Source organism: Amycolatopsis sp. M39, from assembly GCF_001651785.1.
GTDB classification, from domain to species: domain Bacteria; phylum Actinomycetota; class Actinomycetes; order Mycobacteriales; family Pseudonocardiaceae; genus Amycolatopsis; species Amycolatopsis rubida.
Window position 1 is genome coordinate 326,706 of sequence record NZ_LWSF01000006.1, and the last position, 21,387, is coordinate 348,092.

General features: G+C 68.7%; 19 protein-coding genes. 12 read left to right on the forward strand and 7 right to left on the reverse strand.

The features are described 5' to 3' along the window. On the reverse strand, nt 1-1,276 hold a 1,276-nt coding region (locus tag A4R44_RS49110; RefSeq protein ID WP_198545344.1), incomplete at its 3' end, for a DUF3100 domain-containing protein. 15 nt (nt 1,277-1,291) lie between these two features. Further along, nucleotides 1,292-2,149 carry a MurR/RpiR family transcriptional regulator gene (locus A4R44_RS18715; protein WP_161269510.1) on the reverse strand — a complete coding sequence of 286 codons (858 nt, stop codon included), beginning with the start codon at nt 2,147-2,149 and terminating at the stop codon, nt 1,292-1,294. Between the two features lie 485 nt (nt 2,150-2,634). Between A4R44_RS18715 and A4R44_RS18720 the strand changes: the two genes are divergently transcribed. The 6 genes from A4R44_RS18720 to A4R44_RS18740 all read left to right on the forward strand — a co-directional run bounded on the left by A4R44_RS18720 (nt 2,635) and on the right by A4R44_RS18740 (nt 8,033). Further along, the gene (locus tag A4R44_RS18720; protein ID WP_095213433.1) at nt 2,635-3,489 is read left to right on the forward strand and encodes a 3-hydroxyacyl-CoA dehydrogenase family protein; all 855 of its coding nucleotides are present in this window, start codon (nt 2,635-2,637) and stop codon (nt 3,487-3,489) included. Nucleotides 3,490-3,520: 31 nt separating this feature from the next. Further along, entirely contained in the window at nt 3,521-4,603 is a 1,083-nt protein-coding gene (locus A4R44_RS18725; protein ID WP_067581925.1) for a D-2-hydroxyacid dehydrogenase, read from the forward strand. A gap of 9 nt (nt 4,604-4,612) precedes the next feature. After that, the gene (locus A4R44_RS18730; protein WP_093576365.1) at nt 4,613-5,719 is read left to right on the forward strand and encodes an NAD(P)/FAD-dependent oxidoreductase; all 1,107 of its coding nucleotides are present in this window, start codon (nt 4,613-4,615) and stop codon (nt 5,717-5,719) included. Between the two features lie 249 nt (nt 5,720-5,968). Beyond that, nucleotides 5,969-7,567 carry a cytosine permease gene (locus A4R44_RS18735; protein WP_067581935.1) on the forward strand — a complete coding sequence of 533 codons (1,599 nt, stop codon included), beginning with the start codon at nt 5,969-5,971 and terminating at the stop codon, nt 7,565-7,567. Further along, nucleotides 7,564-7,710, forward strand: coding sequence for an alpha/beta fold hydrolase (locus A4R44_RS48040; RefSeq protein WP_143132604.1), 147 nt, complete (start codon nt 7,564-7,566; stop codon nt 7,708-7,710). Before A4R44_RS18735 ends, A4R44_RS48040 begins: the two co-directional genes overlap by 4 nt. After that, nucleotides 7,707-8,033 (forward strand): alpha/beta hydrolase, encoded by a 327-nt coding sequence (locus A4R44_RS18740; protein ID WP_067581937.1) that lies wholly within the window; start codon nt 7,707-7,709, stop codon nt 8,031-8,033. The genes A4R44_RS48040 and A4R44_RS18740 overlap by 4 nt, the downstream gene beginning before the upstream one ends. Nucleotides 8,034-8,268: 235 nt before the next feature. On the opposite strand, the gene A4R44_RS18745 is transcribed toward A4R44_RS18740, so the two are convergent. Then, nucleotides 8,269-9,297 carry a LacI family DNA-binding transcriptional regulator gene (locus tag A4R44_RS18745; RefSeq protein WP_067581941.1) on the reverse strand — a complete coding sequence of 343 codons (1,029 nt, stop codon included), beginning with the start codon at nt 9,295-9,297 and terminating at the stop codon, nt 8,269-8,271. A gap of 139 nt (nt 9,298-9,436) precedes the next feature. Here A4R44_RS18745 and A4R44_RS18750 point away from each other — a divergent pair, with 139 nt between their 5' ends. The 3 genes from A4R44_RS18750 to A4R44_RS18760 all read left to right on the forward strand — a co-directional run bounded on the left by A4R44_RS18750 (nt 9,437) and on the right by A4R44_RS18760 (nt 12,967). Next, a complete protein-coding gene (locus A4R44_RS18750) occupies nt 9,437-10,210 on the forward strand; it encodes a nitrilase-related carbon-nitrogen hydrolase (protein WP_093576368.1) in 774 nt (257 codons plus the stop codon). A 76-nt stretch (nt 10,211-10,286) separates the two neighbouring features. Beyond that, nucleotides 10,287-11,465, forward strand: coding sequence for a Xaa-Pro peptidase family protein (locus A4R44_RS18755; protein ID WP_067581949.1), 1,179 nt, complete (start codon nt 10,287-10,289; stop codon nt 11,463-11,465). 17 nt (nt 11,466-11,482) lie between these two features. Further along, nucleotides 11,483-12,967 (forward strand): PucR family transcriptional regulator, encoded by a 1,485-nt coding sequence (locus A4R44_RS18760; protein WP_067581953.1) that lies wholly within the window; start codon nt 11,483-11,485, stop codon nt 12,965-12,967. Here the strand turns inward: A4R44_RS18760 and gabT are convergent. Continuing rightward, the gene (gabT, locus tag A4R44_RS18765; RefSeq protein ID WP_067582376.1) at nt 12,932-14,257 is read right to left on the reverse strand and encodes a 4-aminobutyrate--2-oxoglutarate transaminase; all 1,326 of its coding nucleotides are present in this window, start codon (nt 14,255-14,257) and stop codon (nt 12,932-12,934) included. The genes A4R44_RS18760 and gabT overlap by 36 nt on opposite strands. A 176-nt stretch (nt 14,258-14,433) precedes the next feature. On the opposite strand from gabT, the gene A4R44_RS18770 reads away from it, so the two are divergent. Next, nucleotides 14,434-15,906, forward strand: a complete 1,473-nt coding sequence (locus tag A4R44_RS18770) for an aldehyde dehydrogenase family protein (RefSeq protein ID WP_067581956.1) — start codon at nt 14,434-14,436, stop codon at nt 15,904-15,906. Between the two features lie 3 nt (nt 15,907-15,909). Here the strand turns inward: A4R44_RS18770 and A4R44_RS18775 are convergent, their stop codons facing one another. Genes A4R44_RS18775 through A4R44_RS18785 form a run of 3 tightly spaced genes read right to left on the reverse strand, consistent with a single transcriptional unit; the run spans nt 15,910 to nt 19,031 of the window. Beyond that, nucleotides 15,910-16,797 carry an NAD(P)-dependent oxidoreductase gene (locus A4R44_RS18775; RefSeq protein WP_093576370.1) on the reverse strand — a complete coding sequence of 296 codons (888 nt, stop codon included), beginning with the start codon at nt 16,795-16,797 and terminating at the stop codon, nt 15,910-15,912. Between the two features lie 31 nt (nt 16,798-16,828). After that, the gene (locus tag A4R44_RS18780) at nt 16,829-17,851 is read right to left on the reverse strand and encodes a D-2-hydroxyacid dehydrogenase (protein WP_067581958.1); all 1,023 of its coding nucleotides are present in this window, start codon (nt 17,849-17,851) and stop codon (nt 16,829-16,831) included. 22 nt (nt 17,852-17,873) lie between these two features. Beyond that, the gene (locus A4R44_RS18785; protein ID WP_067581961.1) at nt 17,874-19,031 is read right to left on the reverse strand and encodes an NAD(P)/FAD-dependent oxidoreductase; all 1,158 of its coding nucleotides are present in this window, start codon (nt 19,029-19,031) and stop codon (nt 17,874-17,876) included. Nucleotides 19,032-19,177: 146 nt separating this feature from the next. Here A4R44_RS18785 and A4R44_RS18790 point away from each other — a divergent pair, with 146 nt between their 5' ends. Further along, complete coding sequence (locus tag A4R44_RS18790) at nt 19,178-19,765, forward strand: Lrp/AsnC family transcriptional regulator (protein WP_093576373.1); 588 nt, start codon at nt 19,178-19,180, stop codon at nt 19,763-19,765. Between the two features lie 29 nt (nt 19,766-19,794). Beyond that, the gene (locus tag A4R44_RS52065; RefSeq protein ID WP_067581967.1) at nt 19,795-21,375 is read left to right on the forward strand and encodes an amino acid ABC transporter permease/ATP-binding protein; all 1,581 of its coding nucleotides are present in this window, start codon (nt 19,795-19,797) and stop codon (nt 21,373-21,375) included. Nucleotides 21,376-21,387 lie beyond the last annotated feature (12 nt).

Below are 21,387 nucleotides of genomic sequence, written 5' to 3' on the forward strand. Positions count from 1 at the left end.
CCTTGCCCAGCGACAGCCCGGCCAGCGCGAGCACCGGCGTCACCAGCGACAGGAAACTGATCCCCGAGACGAGTTCGGCGACGAGTCCGGAAACCGGGCTGAACGGTGCGGCCACCAGAATCCCGGTCACCACTGTGGTCGCCAGCACGGGAATCCTGGGCGCGATCTTGCTGAGCGCGAAGGCTCCGTAGGTCACGAGGGCCAGCAGTACCAGCGCGAGAACCGTCTGCATGCTGATCTTGCCGGTGCTGATCGTGTTCGCCAGCCCCATCAGAACGACGAAAACCAGCAGAACGACAGGCATCCGCCGAAGATCCTTGGTCACGCTCACCTCGGATGCCGCCGGAGTCCGGCCGGCCGCCTCAGGGGTGGCGGGGTTTCTTCCCCCGCCGGTGCCTGCCGCGACGAGCGGGCCGTCGGCCACGAGGCGCTCGCGCACCCGGAACAGCCGGCACCACCAGCGATACATCCGCTCGGCGAGGGGCAGCGCCACGAAACAGGTGACGAAGGTGCCGATGGTTTGCGTCATCAGGTTCGAAGCCGAGGCGAAGGCGAGAATCTGGCTCTCCATCCCGGGATGCGAGGTCGCGATCGCCGCCGACGCCGCGGCCATCATCGAGCCGGAGCCGACACCCGCGCCCATCGCCAGTGCGAGCGGATGAAGCCAGCCGATCGAGCCGAGATATCCGGCGAGCACGGTGAGATACAGCGCGCCGAACACCGATCCGAAGACGTAAACCCCCAGCGTTCCACGGTATTCCGACGACGCGGCGCCGTAGCGTTCGGCGGTGTAGGCGAGATTCGCCTCCCGGTCGATGGAATAGGTCGCGCCGATCGACGCCCGGCCCATCCGCAGCACGACGGCGACCGGCAGCGCGAGGATCACCGTACCGAACAGATGTGCCACTTCCTGGAGAGCGAGGACCCAGGTCACGTCCTTCAGTTCGGTGAGCGAACCGCCGACGGTGACGCCGACGAGAACCAGGAAGACCATGATACCGACCGACACCAGGTCAAGCGCTTTCCGCTGCAGCTCGGCGGAAACGGGCCGGATCCGCTGAAAGCTGAGCGCGCCACCGAGCAGAATTGCCCAGATGATCGGGAAAAGAATTAATTTGCCGGGCCCGAGCGAAATCGACCGAGTGCCCACAATTTCGGCGAGCGCAGTGATGGCGGCGGCCACAAGAACAGTCGGTAAAAAGGCATTCTTGAGCATAAGACACCTCGCTGTACAAGGTAAATCGACGTGCCTGACGTCGAGAAAGCCGACCGCCATCCGGGCGGCGGGCAGTTACGAGGATTCGTACGTTTGCAGGATCTCCCAGGACTGCTGTGCCGCGGCTAGCTGTTCCCGGGTGCGATCGACGTCGACGTTCGCCAACCCGTCGACGATGCCGTACATGAGCGAGGTCGCCGCAGTGACTGACTGGAAGAAGGAAACACCTTCGCTTGGTACGACCAGAATGTGATCCGCGAGTTCGGCGAACGGACCGCGGCGCAGATCCGTGACAGCTATGACGCGCGCCCCGCGATGCCTGGCCAGCCGAGCCGACCTGACGAGGTCGCCGATGGGGCGCCAGGCGGTGAGCACGACCAACGTGTCCTCCGGGCCGAAGCCCGTCAGCGCCGCCGAGAGATGTACCGCACCCCTGGTCTCGGCAGTGATCGGGTATCCGAGAGCGGAACCGAGATGGGCCAGCACCTGACCGGGCGCGGCGAAAGTCCCCGTGGCGGCAACGACCACCCGGGCGGAGCCCGCGATCCGCCTGATGACCGCGTCGATCTCGGCGGGCTCGACGGACTCCAGCGCGTCCTTGAGATTCTGGATGTCCTGCTGGAAGGCGGAATGCCCGGGCCCGAGCGGCCCCTTCCGGCGGGTTTGGAAAGTCTCCTCCGACGTGAGCGACGCCAGATACTTGGCTCGCAGCTCACGCTGGAGTGCGGGCCATCCCTCGAAACCCAGTGCCTGGGCGCATCGCACGACGCTGCTCGGGTTCACCTGGGCACGCGAGGCGATATCACCGACCTCGCCGTACGACGCGATCTTGGGATTGGTGATCAGCGTCTGCAGAACCCGGTCGAGTGCGGGCGACAGCCCTTTGTGAGGGCGCAGCGCCTCAAGCCACACAGCAACGTTGCGGGGTTCCATGGCTGCAACCATAGGTGCAGAAAATCAAATCTGCAACTGTTCGTGCAAGATCGGTGAGTCTCCGGCCATGGGGCGGTGCCGGATCGCGGCATCACGCTGATGCTTGCGAGTGCCCGGCACGAAGGGCTCGGGCATCCGGGCACTGCGTCGCAGGACCCGCTGCCGCGCTATGCGAAGGACCTTCCAGCGATACCGCCAGCCGGCCGGAAGCCGGCACGCCCTGAGCTCCGCCCGGTTGCCCGGGACGGAAAGATCCGGCTTGGAGCTCGCCGGCATCGGGCCGATCCGCGCTGGCCTGATCACGAGGGCCGCGGCAGAAGGACGTGCGGTCGCGCGCACCGCTGCCGGTTGACATCGTGTCCAGCGGGAGCCTAGCCTCCTCCACTCAAATGCAAAAACCCTTTTTCAAGGCTGGGCAGCGACTGCTCCGGTGGCGCGGTGCGGCTGCCCGCTCCCGGGGGTATTGAGCTGACCGGAGGTGGAACATGCGTGTCGTCGTCCTCGGCACTGGGCGGATGGCGGTCGGCATTGCCGCCGCGGCCGCCGGGGGTTCACACCCCACCACGGTGGTGGGGCGTAACGCGGAACGGGCTCGTCAGGCTGCGCGGGAGGCAACGACCCGGGCCGGGCGGCCGGTGCACGGCGGCCCGCTCGACGCGTCGGCGATCGGGGTGGCCGACCTGGTGATCGAGACGATCGTGGAAGACGCCGGGGCCAAAATGGACGTTCTCCGGCTCGTCGGCGAGCTGGGCGGGCCGGGGCTGCTGGTCGCCACGAACACGTCGAGCCTGTCGCTGACGGAGCTGTCCGCGGTGCTCGACCGTCCGGAGCGTTTCTTCGGCCTGCACTTTCTCAATCCGGCGGACCGGACCTGTCTCGTCGAGGTCGCCGGCGGCGCCTCGACCTCGGCCGGGGCGCTCGACGCGGCAGCGGCCTTCGTCGAGTCGATGGGGAAGCACCCGATCCGGGTCAACGCGGAGGTGAAAGGCTTCGTCTGGAACCGGATCCAGTTCGCCGTCTTCCGGGAATGCTTGTCCCTGCTGGAAGACGGCGTGGCCGACGCTGCCGACATCGATCTGGCCGTCAGTGCCGGGCTGGCACCGCGCTGGATGGCGATCGGGCCGCTGGGGACCGCTGATCTCGGCGGCCTCGACACCTTCGTCCGGGTTTCCGGCCAGCTGTTCCCGGAACTGTCCAACGCCGCCGAGGTGCCCGGGTCGGTGGTCGCCGGCGAGGCGCTGCGCCCGCTCGCCGGCGCAGACCGCGCGGAGGTGCTCGAACTCAGGGAACGGATGCTCGAAATCGCCGCGCGCGTGGTCAAGGCCAAGGCCGGCCATTGACTGCAAAATCGCTTTTGCATAGGATGTGCCCATGGTAGAGTTCAGACACCCTCACGTCGTCCCGCTGCTGAGTGCGGACGGCCCGATTCACGTGCTGGTCGCCGGCGTGCCCTACAGCTACAGCAAGCCCTTTCCCGACGGCACCTGGCTGACCGAGCGGCACCGCGAGGCGATCCAGTCGGTGTCACCGCGGATCAATCTGATGCACATGTCGCGGGACGAGCTCGCATCGGGAGCCGAGCCCGCGTTCCCGCCGGAGGTGATCCTCACCGAGACCACCGGCACCGCGAGCGAGTGGGACGATTCGGAATGGCTGCGGTTTCTGGTCCGGGGCCGCGACATTCAGCGGCTCCAGGGACCGAAACTGCGTTGGCTCCAATCCTGCAGCCACGGCATCGAGAAGGTCGCGCCGATTCTGGCGCCGCACGTCACGATGGTCCGGGCGGTCGACATCCACAGCGCGGGGCTCGCGGAGAGTGTTCTCGCGGCGATGCTCCTGCACGCCAAGCGCCTGCTGGAGCGGGTCGAGAACCAGCGTGCGCACCGGTGGGACATGATCGAATACGGCGAGTTGCACGGCAAGACGGCCGTTGTGCTCGGCGCCGGGAGTCTCGGGAACGGATTCGCCAAGCTGGCCCGTGCGTTCGGCATGCGGGTGGCCGGCGTCCGGCGCAATCTCGAACCGCATCCGCTGTACGACGAAATGCACGGCGGTGGGCTCGAGGACCTGTTGCCCCGCGCCGATTATCTGATCGCCGCGCTGCCGAAGACCCCCGAGACCCTCGACCTCGTCACGGCCAAGCAGCTCGCCCTCCTCCCGCCGCACGCCTTCGTGGCCAACATCGGGCGAGGCGAGGTGCTCAACGAGGCAGACCTCGCCGCGGCGCTGCGCGAGGGGGTCATCGCCGGCGCGTACCTGGATGTCTTCGTGCAGGAGCCGCTCGGCGAAGACAGCGAGCTCTGGGACACGCCGAACCTGTTGATCACACCGCACGACGCGCACTTCTCCGCGAGCGTGGGCGATCGCAACGTCGACCTGCTGTGCGAAAACCTCCGTCATTACCTCGCCGGGGAGCCTCTGCGCGGGGTACCCGATTTCGAAGCCGGATACTGAGGTGCGACCGTGACGAAACGGGTTCTCGTGTGCGGCGCGGGCATCGGCGGCCTCACCGCCGGTCTCCGTTTCCGCCAGCTCGGCTGGGAAGTGCTGTTGTTCGAGCGCGAGCCGGAGATCCGGACCGCCGGCGCGGGGCTGAACCTGTGGCCGAACGGCGTCCGCATCCTGCGTGAGCTCGGGGTCGGCGAGCAGCTCGCGTCGATTTCGACCTCGCTCAGCCGCTACCGTACCTTCAGTTCGACGGGCGAGGTTCTCGACGTCCGGGACATCACCGCGTGGTCGGCGCGGTTCGGCGGCGTACTGGCCGGCGTCTACCGGCGCGATCTGAACCGGATGCTGGCCGACGCGCTGGGCCGCGAGCGCATTCACCTCGACCATGCGCTGACCGGGGTGGAAGAATCCGCCGACCGGGTCACCTGCCGATTCTCCAACGGCCGCGTGGTGCACGGTGATGTCCTCATCGGCGCGGACGGAATCCATTCCGTGGTCCGCACGTCGTTGTTCGGCGAGCGCGAATTCAGCTCGGACGGTCTCGTGCGCTGGCGCGGCCTGTTCGACCTGGCGGACACCGGCATCGACCCGATGGCCGAAGCGGAGGTATGGGGACCGGACGGGCATTTCGGTTATCTGCCGATGGGAAAGGGCCGGGCCTATTGGTTCGCGGCAGGGGACGGACTCGTCGACGATGTCGAGGCGTTCTTCGCCCGTTTCGGCGCCTGGGCAGGCAGCCCGGTGCCGGATCTGCTGCGGGCAACGGACCGGCCGACGATCATCCGGAATGCACTGCACGATTTCGTCAAGCCGCTCAAGGAATGGTGTTCCTCGCGCATTGCCCTGCTCGGTGACGCCGCGCATCCGATGTTGCCGGGGCTGGCGCAGGGAGCCAACCAGGCACTCGCCGATGTGAGTGCGCTCGGCCGCGCGCTCGAGTCCGGGAGGGACGTCCCCGCTGCGCTCGCGGCCTACCAGGAGGAACGGATCGCGGCCGTGGAACCGGTGGTCCGGCTGTCCCGGTCGCTGTTCGACTTCGGAAGCGAAAACCTCGATTCCGAGCTGGGGTCCGGGAATCCGTTGTTCGCGCGTTACGAACGCTATGTCGAAGGGGTGTACTGACCTGGCTCGAAGGCAGGGGAGGCCGGGAAAGTGACCGTTGACACAGTTGGAAAAGCGCTTTACCGTTGAGTGGTGGGAACAGCGGGCCCCGGTATCGAAGACCTGCGCGGGGATTGCTGCGGCTGATCAGCCGGCGCGCCACCGGATCGCGGTACCACTGCGATCACTTCCGATTGCTCGCGACCACTGCCCTGTCCAGTCTCCTGGAAATGAAGCCACATGTCCCGTGATACCGGTATTCCCGTCCCCTTGGACGTCACTTATTCCGATGATCCGACGGTAGTGAAGAGGTCGGCCGCCGAGGACTACACGAACCACGTGGTCCCGCTGACCTGGCGCAGCAGCACAAGGTCGCTCTCCATGGCCTGGTATTCACTGCTGAGCGGAATGTTCTATCTGGTCACCGCGGCCACGCTGACCGCGACGGTGGGTGCCGTCGATGCGTTGATCGGAATCGTGCTCGCGTGTGCGATCTACGGCGTTCTGGGTTTCGTGTTCTCGAAGTTCGCCGCGCGCACCGGCCTCACCGCGTTTCTGTTCTCGCAACGGTTGTTCGGCACGAGAGGCGCGGTGATCGCCTCGATCATCCTTGCCGCGACGGGAATCTACTACGCGGTTTTCGAGATTTCCGTCGCGGCGGAAGCATTCCATGCCTATTTCGGGTGGTTCGACCTGTGGCTGTGGTACGCGCTCGTCATCGTGCTGAACCTGCCGCTCGTCATGGGCGGGGTCCGCAAGTGGATGGACAAGGGAAACCGGGTCCTGCTTCCGGTCTACGTCATCGGCCTGCTGGTGGCGGTGCTGGTGGCGAATGCGGGCAACCGGGACGCGTTCGGCTGGATCAGGCAGGTGCCGGCCGGGCCGGGGAACCTGGCGGCGCCAGGCTGGCTGTACGTCTGCTTCGTGTACCTGGGCATTCTGGTTTTCGTGTTGTTCACCATGGACTTCGCCCGGATGGGAAGGCCCCAGGACGTCCGGGTGAACGGCCTGGTCACGTTCGGGCCCCTGTTCTACGTGCTGACGTTGCTCGGCAACGGCCTGGCCGGAATCCTCATCGCGTATTCCGGGAAATTCCTCGGAGCGGCGTCCGAAGCGACGGTGCTGACCACGATCGTCGCCCTCCTCGGCGGGTGGGGGATTCTGTTCATCTGGGTGAACCAGGCGCGGGTGAACGCCGGGAATCTCTATGTCGCGTCGATCAACCTGGTGGTGTGCTTCCGCAAGCTGTTCCGGATCCGGTTGTCGCGGATCGGCGCCACCTTGCTCTGCGGGGCGGTGGCGTACCTGATGATCCTCACCGATGTGCCGAGCTATCTGCTGCTCGCCCTGGCCTGGCAAGGCGTGTTCGTGGCGGGCTGGATCGGGATCGCGCTCGTGCACATCGCGATGTCCCGCAAGAGTCCCGGCGCCACGCTGCCGGAGTTCCGCCCCGGCCGGCTGGCGAGTGTGGCCGCGAGCACCTGGCTCTGGGTGGCCGTTTCCGTGCTGGGCGTCCTGTTCAACCAGTACGGCGGCGCGATCGGCCGGACCTGGTCGACGCCGGCCACCCTGCTCGTCGCCGCTGGGGCGTACGCGGTGATCTACCGCAGGCAGTCCCGCACCGTCGTGCTCCGGCGGCAGCACGACCCGCGCGACGAGGTCGCCGACATCTGGGCGGCGCGGGTGAAGTGTCATGTCTGCGCGGAAAGCTATGCCGCAGTGGAAATGGACCGGGATCCGCGAAGCACCGAACTGAAGGCGATTTGCGCCTCGTGCGCAGGGCTGAGCAGGGAGTTCCATCGTGCCTGCGTCGCCGAACACGAATCCCGGCAGCGGGATCCGGCGGCCGGAAAGCGGGTGACCACGTGACCACGCCGGTTCTCGTTCTCGTGCACGGCTCCTGGCACGGCGGGTGGGCGTGGGACGGCGTTCGCCCGCACCTGGACGCGGACGGCTGCCGGACCCTCGCGCCCACCCTTCCCGGGCAGGGCTGCGGCACGCGGATCCGGTGACCGCGGCCGTCGAGACGGTGCTCGCCGAGGACGTTTCCGATCTCATCCTCGCGGGGCACAGTTTCGGCGGCTCAGTCGTGCACCGGGCGGCCGAAGAGCTTGGCGACCGCGTCGGCGGGCTGTTCTTCCTGACCGCTTTCGTGCTCCATGACGGGGAAAGCGTGGCGGACACTGTCTACCCGGGGCTGGCGGCGAGCCGCGCGGGCAAGCCCCGGCTACAGCGTGTCCTGCCCGTGGGACGTCTTCCGCCAGTCCTGCATGAACGAGGCAGCGGAAGCGGAGGCGCGCGGTGTGGATGCGGCAGCAGCCGCACCAGTGCGTGACCTACACGGACAAAGCCGAGCTCAAACGGTTCCCGGACCCCGGCGTTCCGATCACGTATGTCGCAGCCAGGCAGGATCTGACACTGGGCGATCCGGCATCCCGGGATGTCGTCGCGTCTTCCTGCGCGGGCGCGGGTGTTCGAGATCTACGGCGACCATCAGATGATGTGCGCCCGGTCTGCCGTGGTGGCCGAATTGCTCAGGAGTCCCGGCGGCACTGCGCAAACCCGGGTGCTCACCCCGAAGCGGCCCGCGCGGTGGAATCGCGTACCACCAGGTCGGCCGGGATCAGCTCGCCCTGCTTTTTCCCGCCCGCGGAACCGCCTTCGATGGTGTCGATGAGCATCGAGAGGGCTTTCACGCCGATGACGGCCGGGTGGAGGTCGAGGGCGGTGATCATCGGGTTCGGGATGCGCAGCAGCGGCGAATCCGTGATGGACGCGATGCCGAGCTGGTCCGGGACGCTGATCCCCAGGTCCCGGGCCGCCGTCATGGCGCCGATGGCGAGGGCGTCGAGCGTTGCGTACACACTGTCGATCTCGCCGCGGCGGGTCCGCAGCGCGGCGGACATCGCTTGGCGGCCCGACTCGTCGGTGAGCCTGCCGTCGACCTCGACGATCCGGTCCGGGATCGTCCGCTCGGCGCACCAGCCGCGGTAGGTCCTCGTGACGCTCTCGACGTAGGAAAGACCCCGGCCGCCGGTGAGGACCGCCGGGCGGCGGTAACCCTGGTCCCAGAGGTGGTCGAGGACCATTGTCGTCGCCGCGTCGTGGTCGGTGTCCACGAAGGGGATCGAGCTGCTGCCGGTCACGATGCGGCCCATGGTGACCACCGGTTTGCCCTGGCCGCGCATCGCGCCGAGCAGGGTCTCCTGCCCGAGCGGGTCGATCACCGTCGCCCCTTCGAACCCGAGGCGTTCGATGTGCGCGACCGGCGCCTGCGGCGGCAGCACCACCAGGGCGTACCCGCGCTCCAGCGCGTGGCTCGAAGCTGCGTTGAGGATGTCGGTGATGTAGGCGAGGTCGGGAACGAGGGTCTCCGGTCCGAACCCCGACGCTTGGATGGCCAGCAGCGTGGAACGCCCGGTGGCGAGCCCGCGGGCGGTGAAGCTGGGGGTGTAGCCGAGGCGTTCCGCCGCCTGCCGCACGTGGTCGCGAGTCTCCTGCGGCAGCCGTCCCTTGCCGCTCAAGGCATGCGAAACCGTGGTGATGGAAACGTTGGCCGCGGCTGCGACATCGTGGATGCTCGGGCGTCTCGTGTTCATGGTGCGGTCAGCCTATCCCAGCCGCTTCGATCGTTCAGGCAGTGCGCGCGACGTCGGTTGACGCCCGGGTACCGGGCGGATAATCTTCTGGTAAAGCACTTTTGCAGTATGCCTGGCTGGGCCGGGGTGAGGAGGTGCGATGGGGCAGCTGCCGATCAGGGTGGTGCTGGCCCAGCTGCAACCGGTACCGGCTTCGGTCCCACGCAATATCGCGGCGGTCGCGCACACGCTGGCCTCTTTTCCGGAAGCGGATCTCGCCGTCTTTCCGGAGCTTTTTCTTTCGGGTTACGGGCTCGATTACGTCCGCGATGTCGCTCTCGATCTCGGGTCGGAAGAACTGGCTGCGATATGCGCGCTGGCCGCGCGGTATTCGACCGCGACGGTGCTCGGGTTTCCGGAGGCGGGGGCCGGGATCTACAACTCGCTCCTGTGCGTCGACCGGGACGGCAGGGTCGCCGGGGTGCATCGCAAGACGCATCTGTTCGGCAGGGAGCGCGCGGTTTTCCGGCCTGATGACGAGGTTGCCGCGGTGGAGCTGGCCGGTCTCCGGATCGCGCCGATGACCTGTTTCGAGGTCGAGTTCCCCGAGGTGGCCCGCACTCTCGCGAGGCAGGAACCGGACCTGTTCGTCGCGGTGGCGGCGAACATGGATCCCTACGGTCCCGAACACCGGATCGCCATCCGGGCGCGCGCACTCGAAAACCGCACGCCATTGGTGTATGTGAATCGGACCGGTGTCGAGGACGGGCTCCGGTTTACCGGTGAATCCTGTACGGTCGGCGCGAACGGTGCCGTTCTGCACTCTCTCGGAGGCGCGGCTCAGGTGATTTCCGTCGATGTTTCCCTGAATCGGTCCGCTCCGGCCGAAGTCGATTACCGCCGGCATCTGCGGCCTGAGCTGTACCACGGTTGACACCGCTCCGGTCGGCTGCTTACGCTTGCCTAAGCGCTTTTGCATCCGGATCGGTGCACTGGGGAAAGGTGAAGGAATGAACCGGCGTTACGACTGGCCCGACGTGGATCAGGCCGCCCTTCGGGCAGCGCGCACGGCTCGGCTGAAGGAGTTCTGCGACGAAGCCGGGCTGGATCACATCCTCCTGCAGGAGCCCGACAACATCCGGTACGCCACCGGCTATCGTTCGCACCTCACCGCGGACTCCGCGTGGCACGCGGCATTGGTCTCCGCGGACGGCGAGGCTGAGGTCTTCGTGGAGTACGTCGACGAGACGATCGAGAACCCCATCGCCGACCTGCCGAACGTGCGCGCGCTGCACCCGCACCCGGGATGGAGCCCCGCGAGCGCGAACCCGCGCACCTGGGTGCGGCTCGTGGCCGGCCGGATCGCCGCCGCGGGCGCCCGGCGGATCGGTGTCGACGCCATCGACGTGGCACTCGTCGAAGCACTCCGCCGGGCGTGCCCGTCGGTCGAGTTCGTTCCGTCGAGCACGGCGTTCTACCGGGTCCGGCGGGTCAAGGACCCGCTGGAGATCGTGCTCGTCGAGGCTGCGTCGCGGGTCAACTCGCTGGCGATGGACGCGGCGATGTCGATCGTGGCGCCGGGCGTGACGGACGACGAGATCCTCGGCGAGGCGGCCAGGGCACAGCTGAAAGCCGGCGTCGAGTTCGTCACGCATTCCGTGTGCAATGTGCGTGGCGGGAGCGGTGCCTGGTTCGCCAGGAACGCGTCCCTGCGGGAAGGGGACGCGTACTTCTTCGACATCGGCTGCTACGGCGTCGGCGGATACGGGTCCGATGCGGCCAGGACGGCGTTCGTCGGCGAGCCCCGGCGCGAGGTTTTCCAGGCGTACCAGCACCTTCTGGCGGCGTACGAGATCGCGCGGGACCTCGCTCGCCCCGGCGTCCGGATGTCGGCCATCCACCGCGCGGTCAACGATTACCTGTCGCGGCAAGGGCTCGGCCGCACGCCTTACGCGATCGGGCACGGAATCGGGCTCCGCCTGTGCGAACTGCCGGTCGCCGCGAATGCCTCGCTGATGGATGTCGACGACACCCTCGAAACCGGGATGTGCATTGCGCTCGAACCCGAGACGAGCGTGGAAGCCGGCGGCGCGATCGTCGTGGTCAAGGTGGAGGACAACTTCGTCGTGGAGGAGACCGGGCTGCGCGCCCTGACCACTCCGTACCCGGCGGAGGCGGCGCTCGTGTGACGGCCAGGAGCGTCCCGGTGCGCTGGCTCGTGGAGCAGCGGCAGCTCGGGCTGTCCGTGGCCGGCGGGGAGAAGGGGCTGGACCGGGAGATCGGCTGGGCGCACAGCATCGAGCTGGCCGATCCCCGGCGGTGGCTCCGCGGTGGCGAGTTGCTGCTGACGACCGGGTTGCGGCTGCCGCCAGGGGACGGCCGCCGCTATCTCCAGCGGTTGGCCGAGGCGGGGGTCGCGGCACTGGGGTTCGGGGTCGGTTTGTCGCACGCGGCGATCCCGGCGCAGCTCGTCGAGGCCGCCGGCGAGCTGGCGCTGCCGGTGCTGGAGGTGCCGCTGCGGACGCCGTTCGTGGCGATCGTGCGAACGGTCACCGATCGCCTCGCCGAACAGGAGTACGAGGGCGTGGTGCGGGCTTCCCGGGCGCTGCCCCGGATGACGAGGGCCGCGCTCCGGGGCGGCCCGGCGGCGGTGGTCCGGAGCCTCGTGGCCGCCACGGGTTCCGACGTCGTCCTCTGCGCCCCGAACGGGAACGTCCTCGCCGCCCATCCGCCTGCCGCGGCGAATCTGCCGGTCCGCGACGATCTGGCGGCGGCCTGCCGAAACGCCGGGACGACGTGCTCCCGCGCCGGAGCACATGGGGTGGTGACCGTGCACCCGATCCGGGCGGGCCGCCGGGTGCGCGCACTCCTGGTGCTGGCGGCCAGGAGGGACCTCGCCTCGGCCGATCATCTGCTGATCGGGCACGCGGTGTCGCTCATCGCGATGGAGCAGGAAGGACCGCCCGGGATGCGGGAAACCCGGCGCGAGCTGAGCGGCCTGGTCCTTTCTCTGGTGCTGGAGGGCGACCTCGACGCCGCGAAGGCCGAGCGGTACCTGCGGCTCGCCGGGCTTCCGGTCGGCGACGAACTCGTGGTGCTGGCCATCCGCGGACCGCTCGTCGCGGTGCCGGACCTTCCGCACGTCGCAGCGGCCCGCGACGGATACGCCGTCGTGGTGCTTCCGGGCGATCCGGCTGTCGAGCAGTGGCTGCGGGAAATCCGCCGGACCGGGGGCACGCCGGCCATCGGACTGGCGCGAACCAGCGTGGTATCCGGCCTGGCAGCCGCCGCGCGAAAAGCCGACGTGGCGGCCGGGGTCGCGCAGGCGCAGCGGAAGACACTCGTCGAGTTCGACGCGCTGGCCGGCCGGATCCTGGCCGGGCACCCGCAAACCCGGGCGGTCCTGCACGCCGTCGCGGAGACCCGCCTCCGCCCGCTGGCCGAGGTCGACGAGGCGGGAGGCACCGCTCTCGTCATGACCCTGCAGTCCTTCCTTGAGCACCACGGCCAGTGGGAGGCGGCGTCCGCGGCGCTCGGCGTGCACCGGCACACGCTGCGGAACCGGATGGAGCGGATCCAGGAGCTGCTCGGGACCGATCTCGCTTCCGCGCACGTGCGCGCCGAGCTCCTGCTGGCCTTGACTGCCTGGCGTCCGTCACACCTCCGCAGCGACGGCCGAGCGCAGCACTGACAGGCCTTCCGCCAGCAGGTCGTCCGAAATGGACAGTGGGGGCAGGAACCGGAGCACGTTGCCGAAGCTGCCCGCCGTGAGCACCAGCAGACCTTCCCGATGACAGCGGGCGGCGACGCGCGCGGTGAGACCGGGATCCGGCCGGCGGTCACCGTGGACCAGCTCGATCGCGATCATCGCGCCCCGGCCGCGCACCTCGCCGACGGCTTCGTGCGAGCGCTGGAGGTCGTGCAACGCCGGGAGCATGATCTCGCCGATCCGGCGGGCCCTGGCCAGCAGATCGTGTTCCTCGATCTCTTCGAACACGCCGAGCGCGGCCGCGCAGGCCACGGGATTCCCGCTGAACGTTCCGCCGAGGCCGCCCGCGGGCGCGGCGTCCATCAGGTCCGCCCGGCCGGTGACCGCGGCGATCGGCAGCCCGCCGCCGAGACCCTTGGCCGAGGTGACGAGGTCCGCCCGGATTCCTTCGTGCTCGCTGGCGAACCAGGAGCCGGTGCGGGCGATGCCGGCCTGGACCTCGTCCACGATCAGGATCAGCCCGCGGTCGGAGCAGATCTGCCGGACCGCCGGCAGGAATCCGGGCGCAGGCACGATGAACCCGCCCTCGCCCTGGATCGGCTCGACGACCACGGCCGCGACAGTGCCGGCGCCGACCTGGCGGTCGATGAGATCGGCGAGTGCGTCGGCGGCTTCCCGCGCGCAGTTCTCCGGCCCGGTGGGCCACCGGTAGGGGTAGGCCATCGGGGCGCGGTGGACGTCACCGACGAATGGCCCGAAACCCTGTTTGTACGGAATGTTCTTGGCAGTCAAGGCCATCGTGAGCAGGGTGCGGCCATGGAAGGCGTGATCGAACACGACGATCCCGGGTCGTCCGGTGGCCGCCCGGGCGACCTTGACGGCATTCTCGACCGCTTCGGCGCCGCTGTTGAACAATGCCGTGCGCGCTGCACCGGCGACCGGCGCCAGCTCGTTCAGCTTTTCGCAGACCGCGACATACGATTCGTAAGGATTGACCAGGTAGCAGGTGTGGGTGAACCGCCGGAGCTGCTCGGTGGCCCGCGCTACCACGTGTGGCGCGGAATTGCCGACGGTCGTCACCGCGATGCCGCTGCCGAAGTCGATGAACGCATTGCCGTCGACGTCGGCGATGACGCCACCGCTCGCGGATTCCACGAACACCGGAAGCGCGGAGCCGAGCCCGGCCGGGAGGGCCGCGCGCTGCCGGGCCAGCAAGGTCTGCGACCGCGGCCCCGGTACCTCGGTGCGGACGCGGCGGACTTGGTCGGTCATGTCGTGGCCTCCAGAAAGGACGGATTCGCTGCGGTACCGATGCAAACAGCGCCACGGCGGGAGATCGATGGCCGAAACGGCGTGCGGCAGCCGATCGCGCACGCCGATGCGTCCAGTGTGGACCGCGGCCGTGCCCGGCACGATGGACGAATCCTCGTCGATCAGGAAGGACTGCTGTGACAGCGAATACCCCGAGTGCTTCTCTCCGGCATCTGGTGGCAGGGCAGTGGCGGACCGGCTCCGGCGCGCAGCTGATCGACGTGAACCCGGCCCGCCCCGGCGAGATCGTGGCCGAGGGCTTGCTGGCCGGCGCCGGGGAGCTCGACGCGGCGGTCGGCGCGGCCCGCGAGGCGTTTCCCCGGTGGTCGGCGACCCCGCATCCGGTCCGCGGGCGGATCCTGGGCCGGGCCGCCGACCTCCTCGACCAGCGGGCGCAGGAGTGGGGGACCGAGCTGTCCCGCGAAGAAGGCAAGACCGTCGCCGAGGGCATCGGCGAGGTGCGGCGGGCCGCGGAGATCTTGCGCTTCTCCGGCTCCGAGGGCCTGCGGCCGGTCGGCGAGGTCTTCGCTTCGCCGCGGGAAGGCGAGCAGATCCAGGTGCTGCACAAGCCGGTCGGGGTGTTCGCGGTCGTCACGCCGTTCAATTTCCCGATCGCGATCCCGGCGTGGAAAATCGCCCCGGCGCTGAGCTACGGCAACACCGTGGTGTGGAAGCCGGCCAGCGTCGTTCCGCTGCTCGCGATCCGGCTCGCCGAGGCGCTCGTGACGGCCGGGCTGCCGGATGGCGTGCTCAACCTGCTGCTCACCACCGGCGACCTGGGCGGCAGGCTGGTGGATCACCCCGGCATCGATGCCGTCACCTTCACCGGCTCGACCGAAGTCGGCACCCGGCTGATCGAGATCTGCGGCCGCCGCGCGCGCCCGATCCAGACGGAAATGGGCGGCAAGAATGCCGCCGCGGTCCTGGCCGACGCCGATCTCGACCTCGCCGCCGCGGAGGTGATGGCCGGTGCCTTCCGGTCGGCGGGACAGAAGTGCACGGCGACTTCGCGCCTCGTGGTCGCCGACGCGGTGGCCGGCGAATTCCTCGCGATGCTCGCCGACCGCACCGCAGCGCTGAACGTGGGGGACCCGCTGTCGCCGGAAATCCAGATGGGGCCGGTGGTCACGGCGAGCGCCCGGGACCGGATCCAGGCCGCGCTCGATGCCACCGAGCGGGATCCGGTCCGGGTGCTCACCGGCGGGTATCGCTATCCGGACGAATTCCGCCAGGCCGGAGCCTTCCTGCCGCCGACGATCGTCGAGCTGGAGGGCGAAAGCGAGTTGTGGCACGAAGAACTGTTCGGCCCGGTGCTGGCGGTGCGGCGGGTCCGCGACGACCAGGCCGCGCTCGATCTGGTCAACGAGAGCCCGTTCGGGCTGTCCGCGGCGGTGTTCACCGACAACCTGCGGGCCGTTCGCGCGGCGGTGGAACAGCTGGACGTCGGGGTGCTGCACATCAACTCCGAAACCGCCGGAGCAGACCCGCACGTGCCCTTCGGCGGGACCAAGCAGAGCGCGTTCGGCCCCAAGGAACAGGGCCGCGCGGCGCGGGAGTTCTTCACCACGACCACCACCGTGTACCTCCGGGGGTCGAGCGCCCGGCCGTGACGGTCATTCCGGAGCATGCCCGGCGAGCAGCCCGGGCACCAGGCCCAGCGCGGCATGGTCGTGCTCGCCGAGCCCGGCGGACATCGCGCCCGCGAGGAACTGAGCGGCGAGCGCGGTGAGGGGAACTGGCGCGTTGCATTCTTCGGCGACCCCGAGTGCGATGCGAATGTCCTTGTGCTGCAGCCGGATGCGAAAGCCCGGAGCGAATTCGCGGGCGAGCATGCGCTCGGCTTTCCGGTCGAGTACGGCACTCTGCGCCAACCCGCCCCGCAATGCCGAGAGCGCCGCCGCCGTGTCCACCGAGGATCCCGACAGCAGTTGCAGCGCCTCGCCGAGCACGAGAAGGTGACCGGCGACCATCACCTGGTTCGCTGCCTTCACCAGCTGCCCGGCACCCGGCGGGCCGACGTGGGTGACCGTGCCCGCCACCGCGTCCAGATACGGCCGCGCCCGCCGCACCGCCTCGGCGCTCCCGCCGACCATGGCCGAAAGCGTGCCGGTGCGGGCGCCTTCCTCGCCGCCGCTGACAGGTGCGTCAACGGTCAGAAGTCCCCTTTCGGCCGCGAGGGCATCGGTGCGGCGGGCCGTCGCGGGGCTGACTGTGCTGCAATCGATGAGCAGCGTGCCGGGCCGCGCCGACCGGACGATCCCGTCCGGGCCGAGCACGGCTTCCTCGACGGCGGCGTCGTCGGAAAGCATCGCGAAGACCACAGTGCACTCGGCGGCGAGTTCGCCGATCGATCCGGCGAGTTCGCCGCCGCTCGCACTGAACTCGTCGCGGCCGCGGGACGATCGATTGAACCCGCGGACGGAATGGCCGGCCCGCCGCAGATTCAGCGCCATCGGCAGTCCCATCACGCCGAGTCCGGCGAATCCGATCTGGTCGCTCAAGGGTTTTCTCCTGTTCTCGCGGGGTGGCAGGTCAATAGCCTGCGTCCGGGTCGACGACGTTCAGCAGGCTTTCGCCGTCGACGAACCGGCGCAGGTTGTCGGCGAACGCCTTGATCTGATTGTCGCCGAGACGGTGTGAGGAATGGCTGTCGTGTGGCAGGAGCCGGACGGTGGGCAGGCTCCAATACGGGTGGTCGCCCGGTAAGGGTTCCAGCTCGAATGCGTCGAGAAGGGCGCCGGAGAGAGCGTTCCTGCGCAGGGCGTCAACGAGGGCGTCGTCGTCCACGATCGGCCCGCGGGCGATGTTGAGCAGATACGCCGACGGGTCGAGCTGCGCCAGTGCGGCCGCGTCCACCATCCCCCGGGTCGCCTCGGTCAGCGGGCAGGCCACGGCCACGTATCGCGCTCCGCGCAAGGCTTCGTGGAGGTGGGACTGCGGGAAGACTGTCGCGAAACCGTCGAGTTTCCGGGCATTCCTGGCCACGCCGACGACCCGCATGCCGAAGGCGTTGCAGAGCCGGGCGATCTCGGCGCCGATGTGCCCGACGCCGAGCACGCAGACCGTGGTCGCCCCCAGCTCACGGCAATCGAGTGCCTCCCACGCGCGGCGGTGTTGATTGTCCCGCCGGGTGTCGAACCGCTTGGCATGGGCCAGGATTCCCGCCAGGACCACCTCGGCGACGGCCTTCGCGTGGACCCCTGAAGCGCTGGTGAGCGGGACACCGCCGGGAACCAGCGGCAGCAGGTGCTCGACTCCGGCCGAGCAGCTCTGGATCCACCGCAGCTCCCCGGTGATGATGCCGTCGAGCGCCGAGCGGGGGATCAGCCCGGGCAGCGACGCGTACTCGGCCGAAATGCCGCTGGTCTCCAGCAGTACCACGTTCGGCTTGCGCCGGGGCCGCACACCGTCGCTCAGTTCGCGCGCGGAAAGGTGTTCGAGCCGGACCCCGGGAAGGGATTCGAGGACGGTTTCGTGCGCGTCGGTCAGCCAGCGCCCGCACGGGTCGGCCACCTGGAGGCCGAACGGGGTGCCGGCGACGAGGACGTCGGGCATGAGAAGGCTCCTTGCGGCTGGGTCATCCGGCGGCGGGCTGCCGCCGGTGTTCGAGGATGGGCCGGGGGTCGTTGACCGACAGCACGCCGATCTCGCGGCCGGTGCGGTCGAGGTAGCGGACGGTCAGGGAATCCGCGCCTCGCTGGCCGCTCACCCCGTGGCCGGTGGTGGTGCCGGCGAACTGCAGGTGGCAGCCGAAGTGGTCGGACCAGAAGTAGGGAATGCCGTCCAGGACCTGCTTTTCGCTCCCCGCGATGTTCTGCGCGGCCAGCGCGGCCTGGTCGAGGGCATTCGTCCAGTGCTCGATCCGCATCGAACGCCCGTAGCGCGGGTTGAACCATCGGCATACGTCGCCCGCGGCGTACACGTGGGGCGCGGCCTGGAGGCTTGCGTCGCAGTGGATTCCGTCGTCGACGGTCAGCCCGCTCCCGGCCAGCCAGCCGGTGCACGGTTCGGCGCCGACTGCCTCGACGACGAGGTCGGCAGTCAGGACCGCGCCCGTCTCCAGCTCGACGCGTGTCGTCCCGGCCGGGCCCGGGCGGTAGCTGCGCACGGAGGTATTCGACCGGAATCCGACACCCGCCGCGGCCAGCAGCACTCGCTCGAATTCGGCGAGTTCCTTGCCGAAAGCCGGATTGAGCGGCACGTCGAGATTGGTCACCACTTCGACGTCGACGCCGAGCCGGCGCAACGACGACGCGATTTCGAGGCCGAGAACTCCGGCGCCGACGATGACCGCGCTCCGAGCCCCGGCCGCGCGAGCGCGTAAGCACATCGCGTCCCGCCGCCCGCGAAGGACCTGGATGTCCACCGCGTCCCGCCCCGGCACGGGCAGCCGGCGGGGCCGCGAACCCGTGGCCACGACCAGATCGGAATACGTCAGCGTGCGTCCGGTGGCGGTGTGGACCAGATTCCGGTCCGGCCGCAGCGCGGTGACTTCTTCGCCGAGCAGGACTTCGACACCCTCGGTGGCAGCCATCGCGGCGTAAGGAAGTTCGATGCCGGCGTCCTCGCCGAGAAGGAAGCCCTTCGAAAGCGGGGGCCGGTCGCACGGTTGCTCGGAGTCGCGCTCCAGCACGGTGATCCGGCCTTCGTACCCGGAAGCACGCAGGCTTTCCGCCACGCCGAGCCCGGCAACGCTCGCACCCACGACGACGGTGTGCGCGGAAGGGGAAGACATGTTCGCTCCGATCTGAAGGCCAGTAGCACCGGTAGCTGGTGAGACTTTAACTGGTTGAGCGCTTTTGCACCAGTGCGACTTTCGATATCAAGATCTTTTCTGATTTTGCTTGTCGAATCAGAAAACGAGGCTTACGGTTCTCCGGCATGGACGAGGATCGAGAGCGGACCGGGGCTCGGGTGGTGCGCACCCGCACCGTGTGGGCCGCGGAACCGGAGCCGGCTCACCTGTCGTTCGAGCATCTGGACGAGACCGACCGCGCGATCATCCGGTTGCTCCGCGAGGACGGCCGGATGAGCAACGCGCAGATCGCACGGGAACTCGGCACCAGCCAGCCGACGATCCGCAACCGGATCGCCCGGATGACCAAGGGCGGCCTGATGAAGGTCGCCGCGGTGCTCAACCCGTCCGCCCATGGTTATGCCTGCGACGTCGTTTTCGGCATCCGCTGCGAACCGGGCACGGCCGAGGCGATCGCGGAACGCATTTCGTCCCGGCAGTACACGCTGTACGTCGGTTTCACGAGCGGTGTCTATGACCTTCTCATCGACGTTCTGTTCCACAGCGACCGCGATCTCTACGGATTCCTGCAAAGCGAGCTCTACCCGCTGCCGGGGGTGGAATCCGTCGACGTGATGCACGTGATCAAGGCAGGCCGGGTCGATTTCGACTGGACCGTGCCGATGCGTCTGGGGGATGAGTCCTCGTCCGGTCCACCGCGGCCCGGGCCGTAACACACCACACAGATTGGTGAGGGTGGCAGATGCTGAACGACATCCTCGGGTACGCGACCTTGCCGTACTTCCTGGAAGGCATTCTGGTAGCCCTGCGCATCGCAGGCGCGACCTTGGTTCTTTCCCTCCTGCTGGGACTCGCGCTGGCGCTGGCGCACAACGGGAAAATCCGTTTCCTGCGCTGGCTGGTCGGTGGTTATCTCTGGGTCATCCGGGGAACGCCGGTGCTGCTCCAGCTCATTTTCTGGTACAACGCCCTGCCCGCGATCGGGCTCCGGCTCGGCGGTGAGCTCACCGCGATCTGGTCACTGACCATCGCCTTCGCCGCCTTCGTGTGCGAGCTTTCGCGCGGCGGGCTGATGGCGGTGAAGCAAGGACAGCTCGACGCCGGCGCCGCGCTGGGCATGTCCCCGGCCACGGTGTTCCGGCTGGTTCGCGGCCCGCAGGCGTTGCGCGTCGTCCTCCCCGGCTTGTGCACACTGGCGACCTACCTGGTCAAGGAAACTTCGCTGGCGTCGGTGATCGCGGTCGACGAACTCACCTTGCGGGCGCAGCAAGAGGTGTCGCGGACGTTCCAGTTCGTCGCGGTTTTCGGTGGGGCGGCAGCGATTTACATCGTGGTCAACACGGTGATCGCGTTCGTGCAGCGGGCGTTGGAGAAGAAGCTCGACTACACCCGGCGCAAGCCGCCGCGTGACCTGCCGAGCGCGCCGGGCGATCAGCCACCGGCCGCGGAGGCCAAACGGCTGCTCGACGAGGTCGTCCTCAGCGAAGCACCGCCGGGCCGGCCCCACGTTGTTTCGGCGCGGGGAGTGGTGAAACAGTTCGGTGATCACGTCGTGCTGAACGGCGTCGATCTGAATGTCCGCCACGGTGAGGTGGTGTGCGTCATCGGCCCGAGCGGTTCGGGGAAGACCACGCTGCTGCGCTGCCTCAACAACCTCGAACCGGTCACCAGCGGCGTGATCGAGGTCAACGGGGTCGAGCTGGGCACCCGGACCGATCGGTCCGGCGCCCGGACGGTGATCACGAGCGAACGCCGGCGGGTGCGCGATCGCGCCCGCGCCCGGGTCGGCATGGTCTTCCAGCAGTTCAACCTGTTCGAGAACCTGACCGTGGGCAAGAACCTGGCGGCGGCGCCGATCCGGACCCAGAAACGGGATCCGGAAGAGGTCCGGCGCGTCGCCGGCCGGTTGCTGTCGGCCGTCGGGCTGGCCGGCTACGGCAACGCCTATCCGCACCAGCTCTCCGGCGGGCAGCAGCAGCGGGTCGCGATCTGCCGGGCGCTCGCCGCCCAGCCGAGCGTGCTGCTGTTCGACGAACCCACCTCGGCCCTCGACCCGGAGAAGGTCGGGGAGGTCCTGCAGATCATGCAGGAACTCGGCGAGCTCGGCATGACGATGATCGTGTCGACCCACGAGATGTCGTTCGCCCGCCGCTGCGCGACTCGCGTCGTCTTCATGGACGGCGGAAACATCGTCGAGTCGGGAACTCCCCAGCAGATATTGGAAAACCCGCGAGAACCCCGTACCCGCCAGTTCTTGCGAACGGTGCTCGGCGACGGCGTGCTGGCAGTCGCGAGCGTGCCCGCCGAGGGTGACGAAAAGTAGTCAGGAGAGACG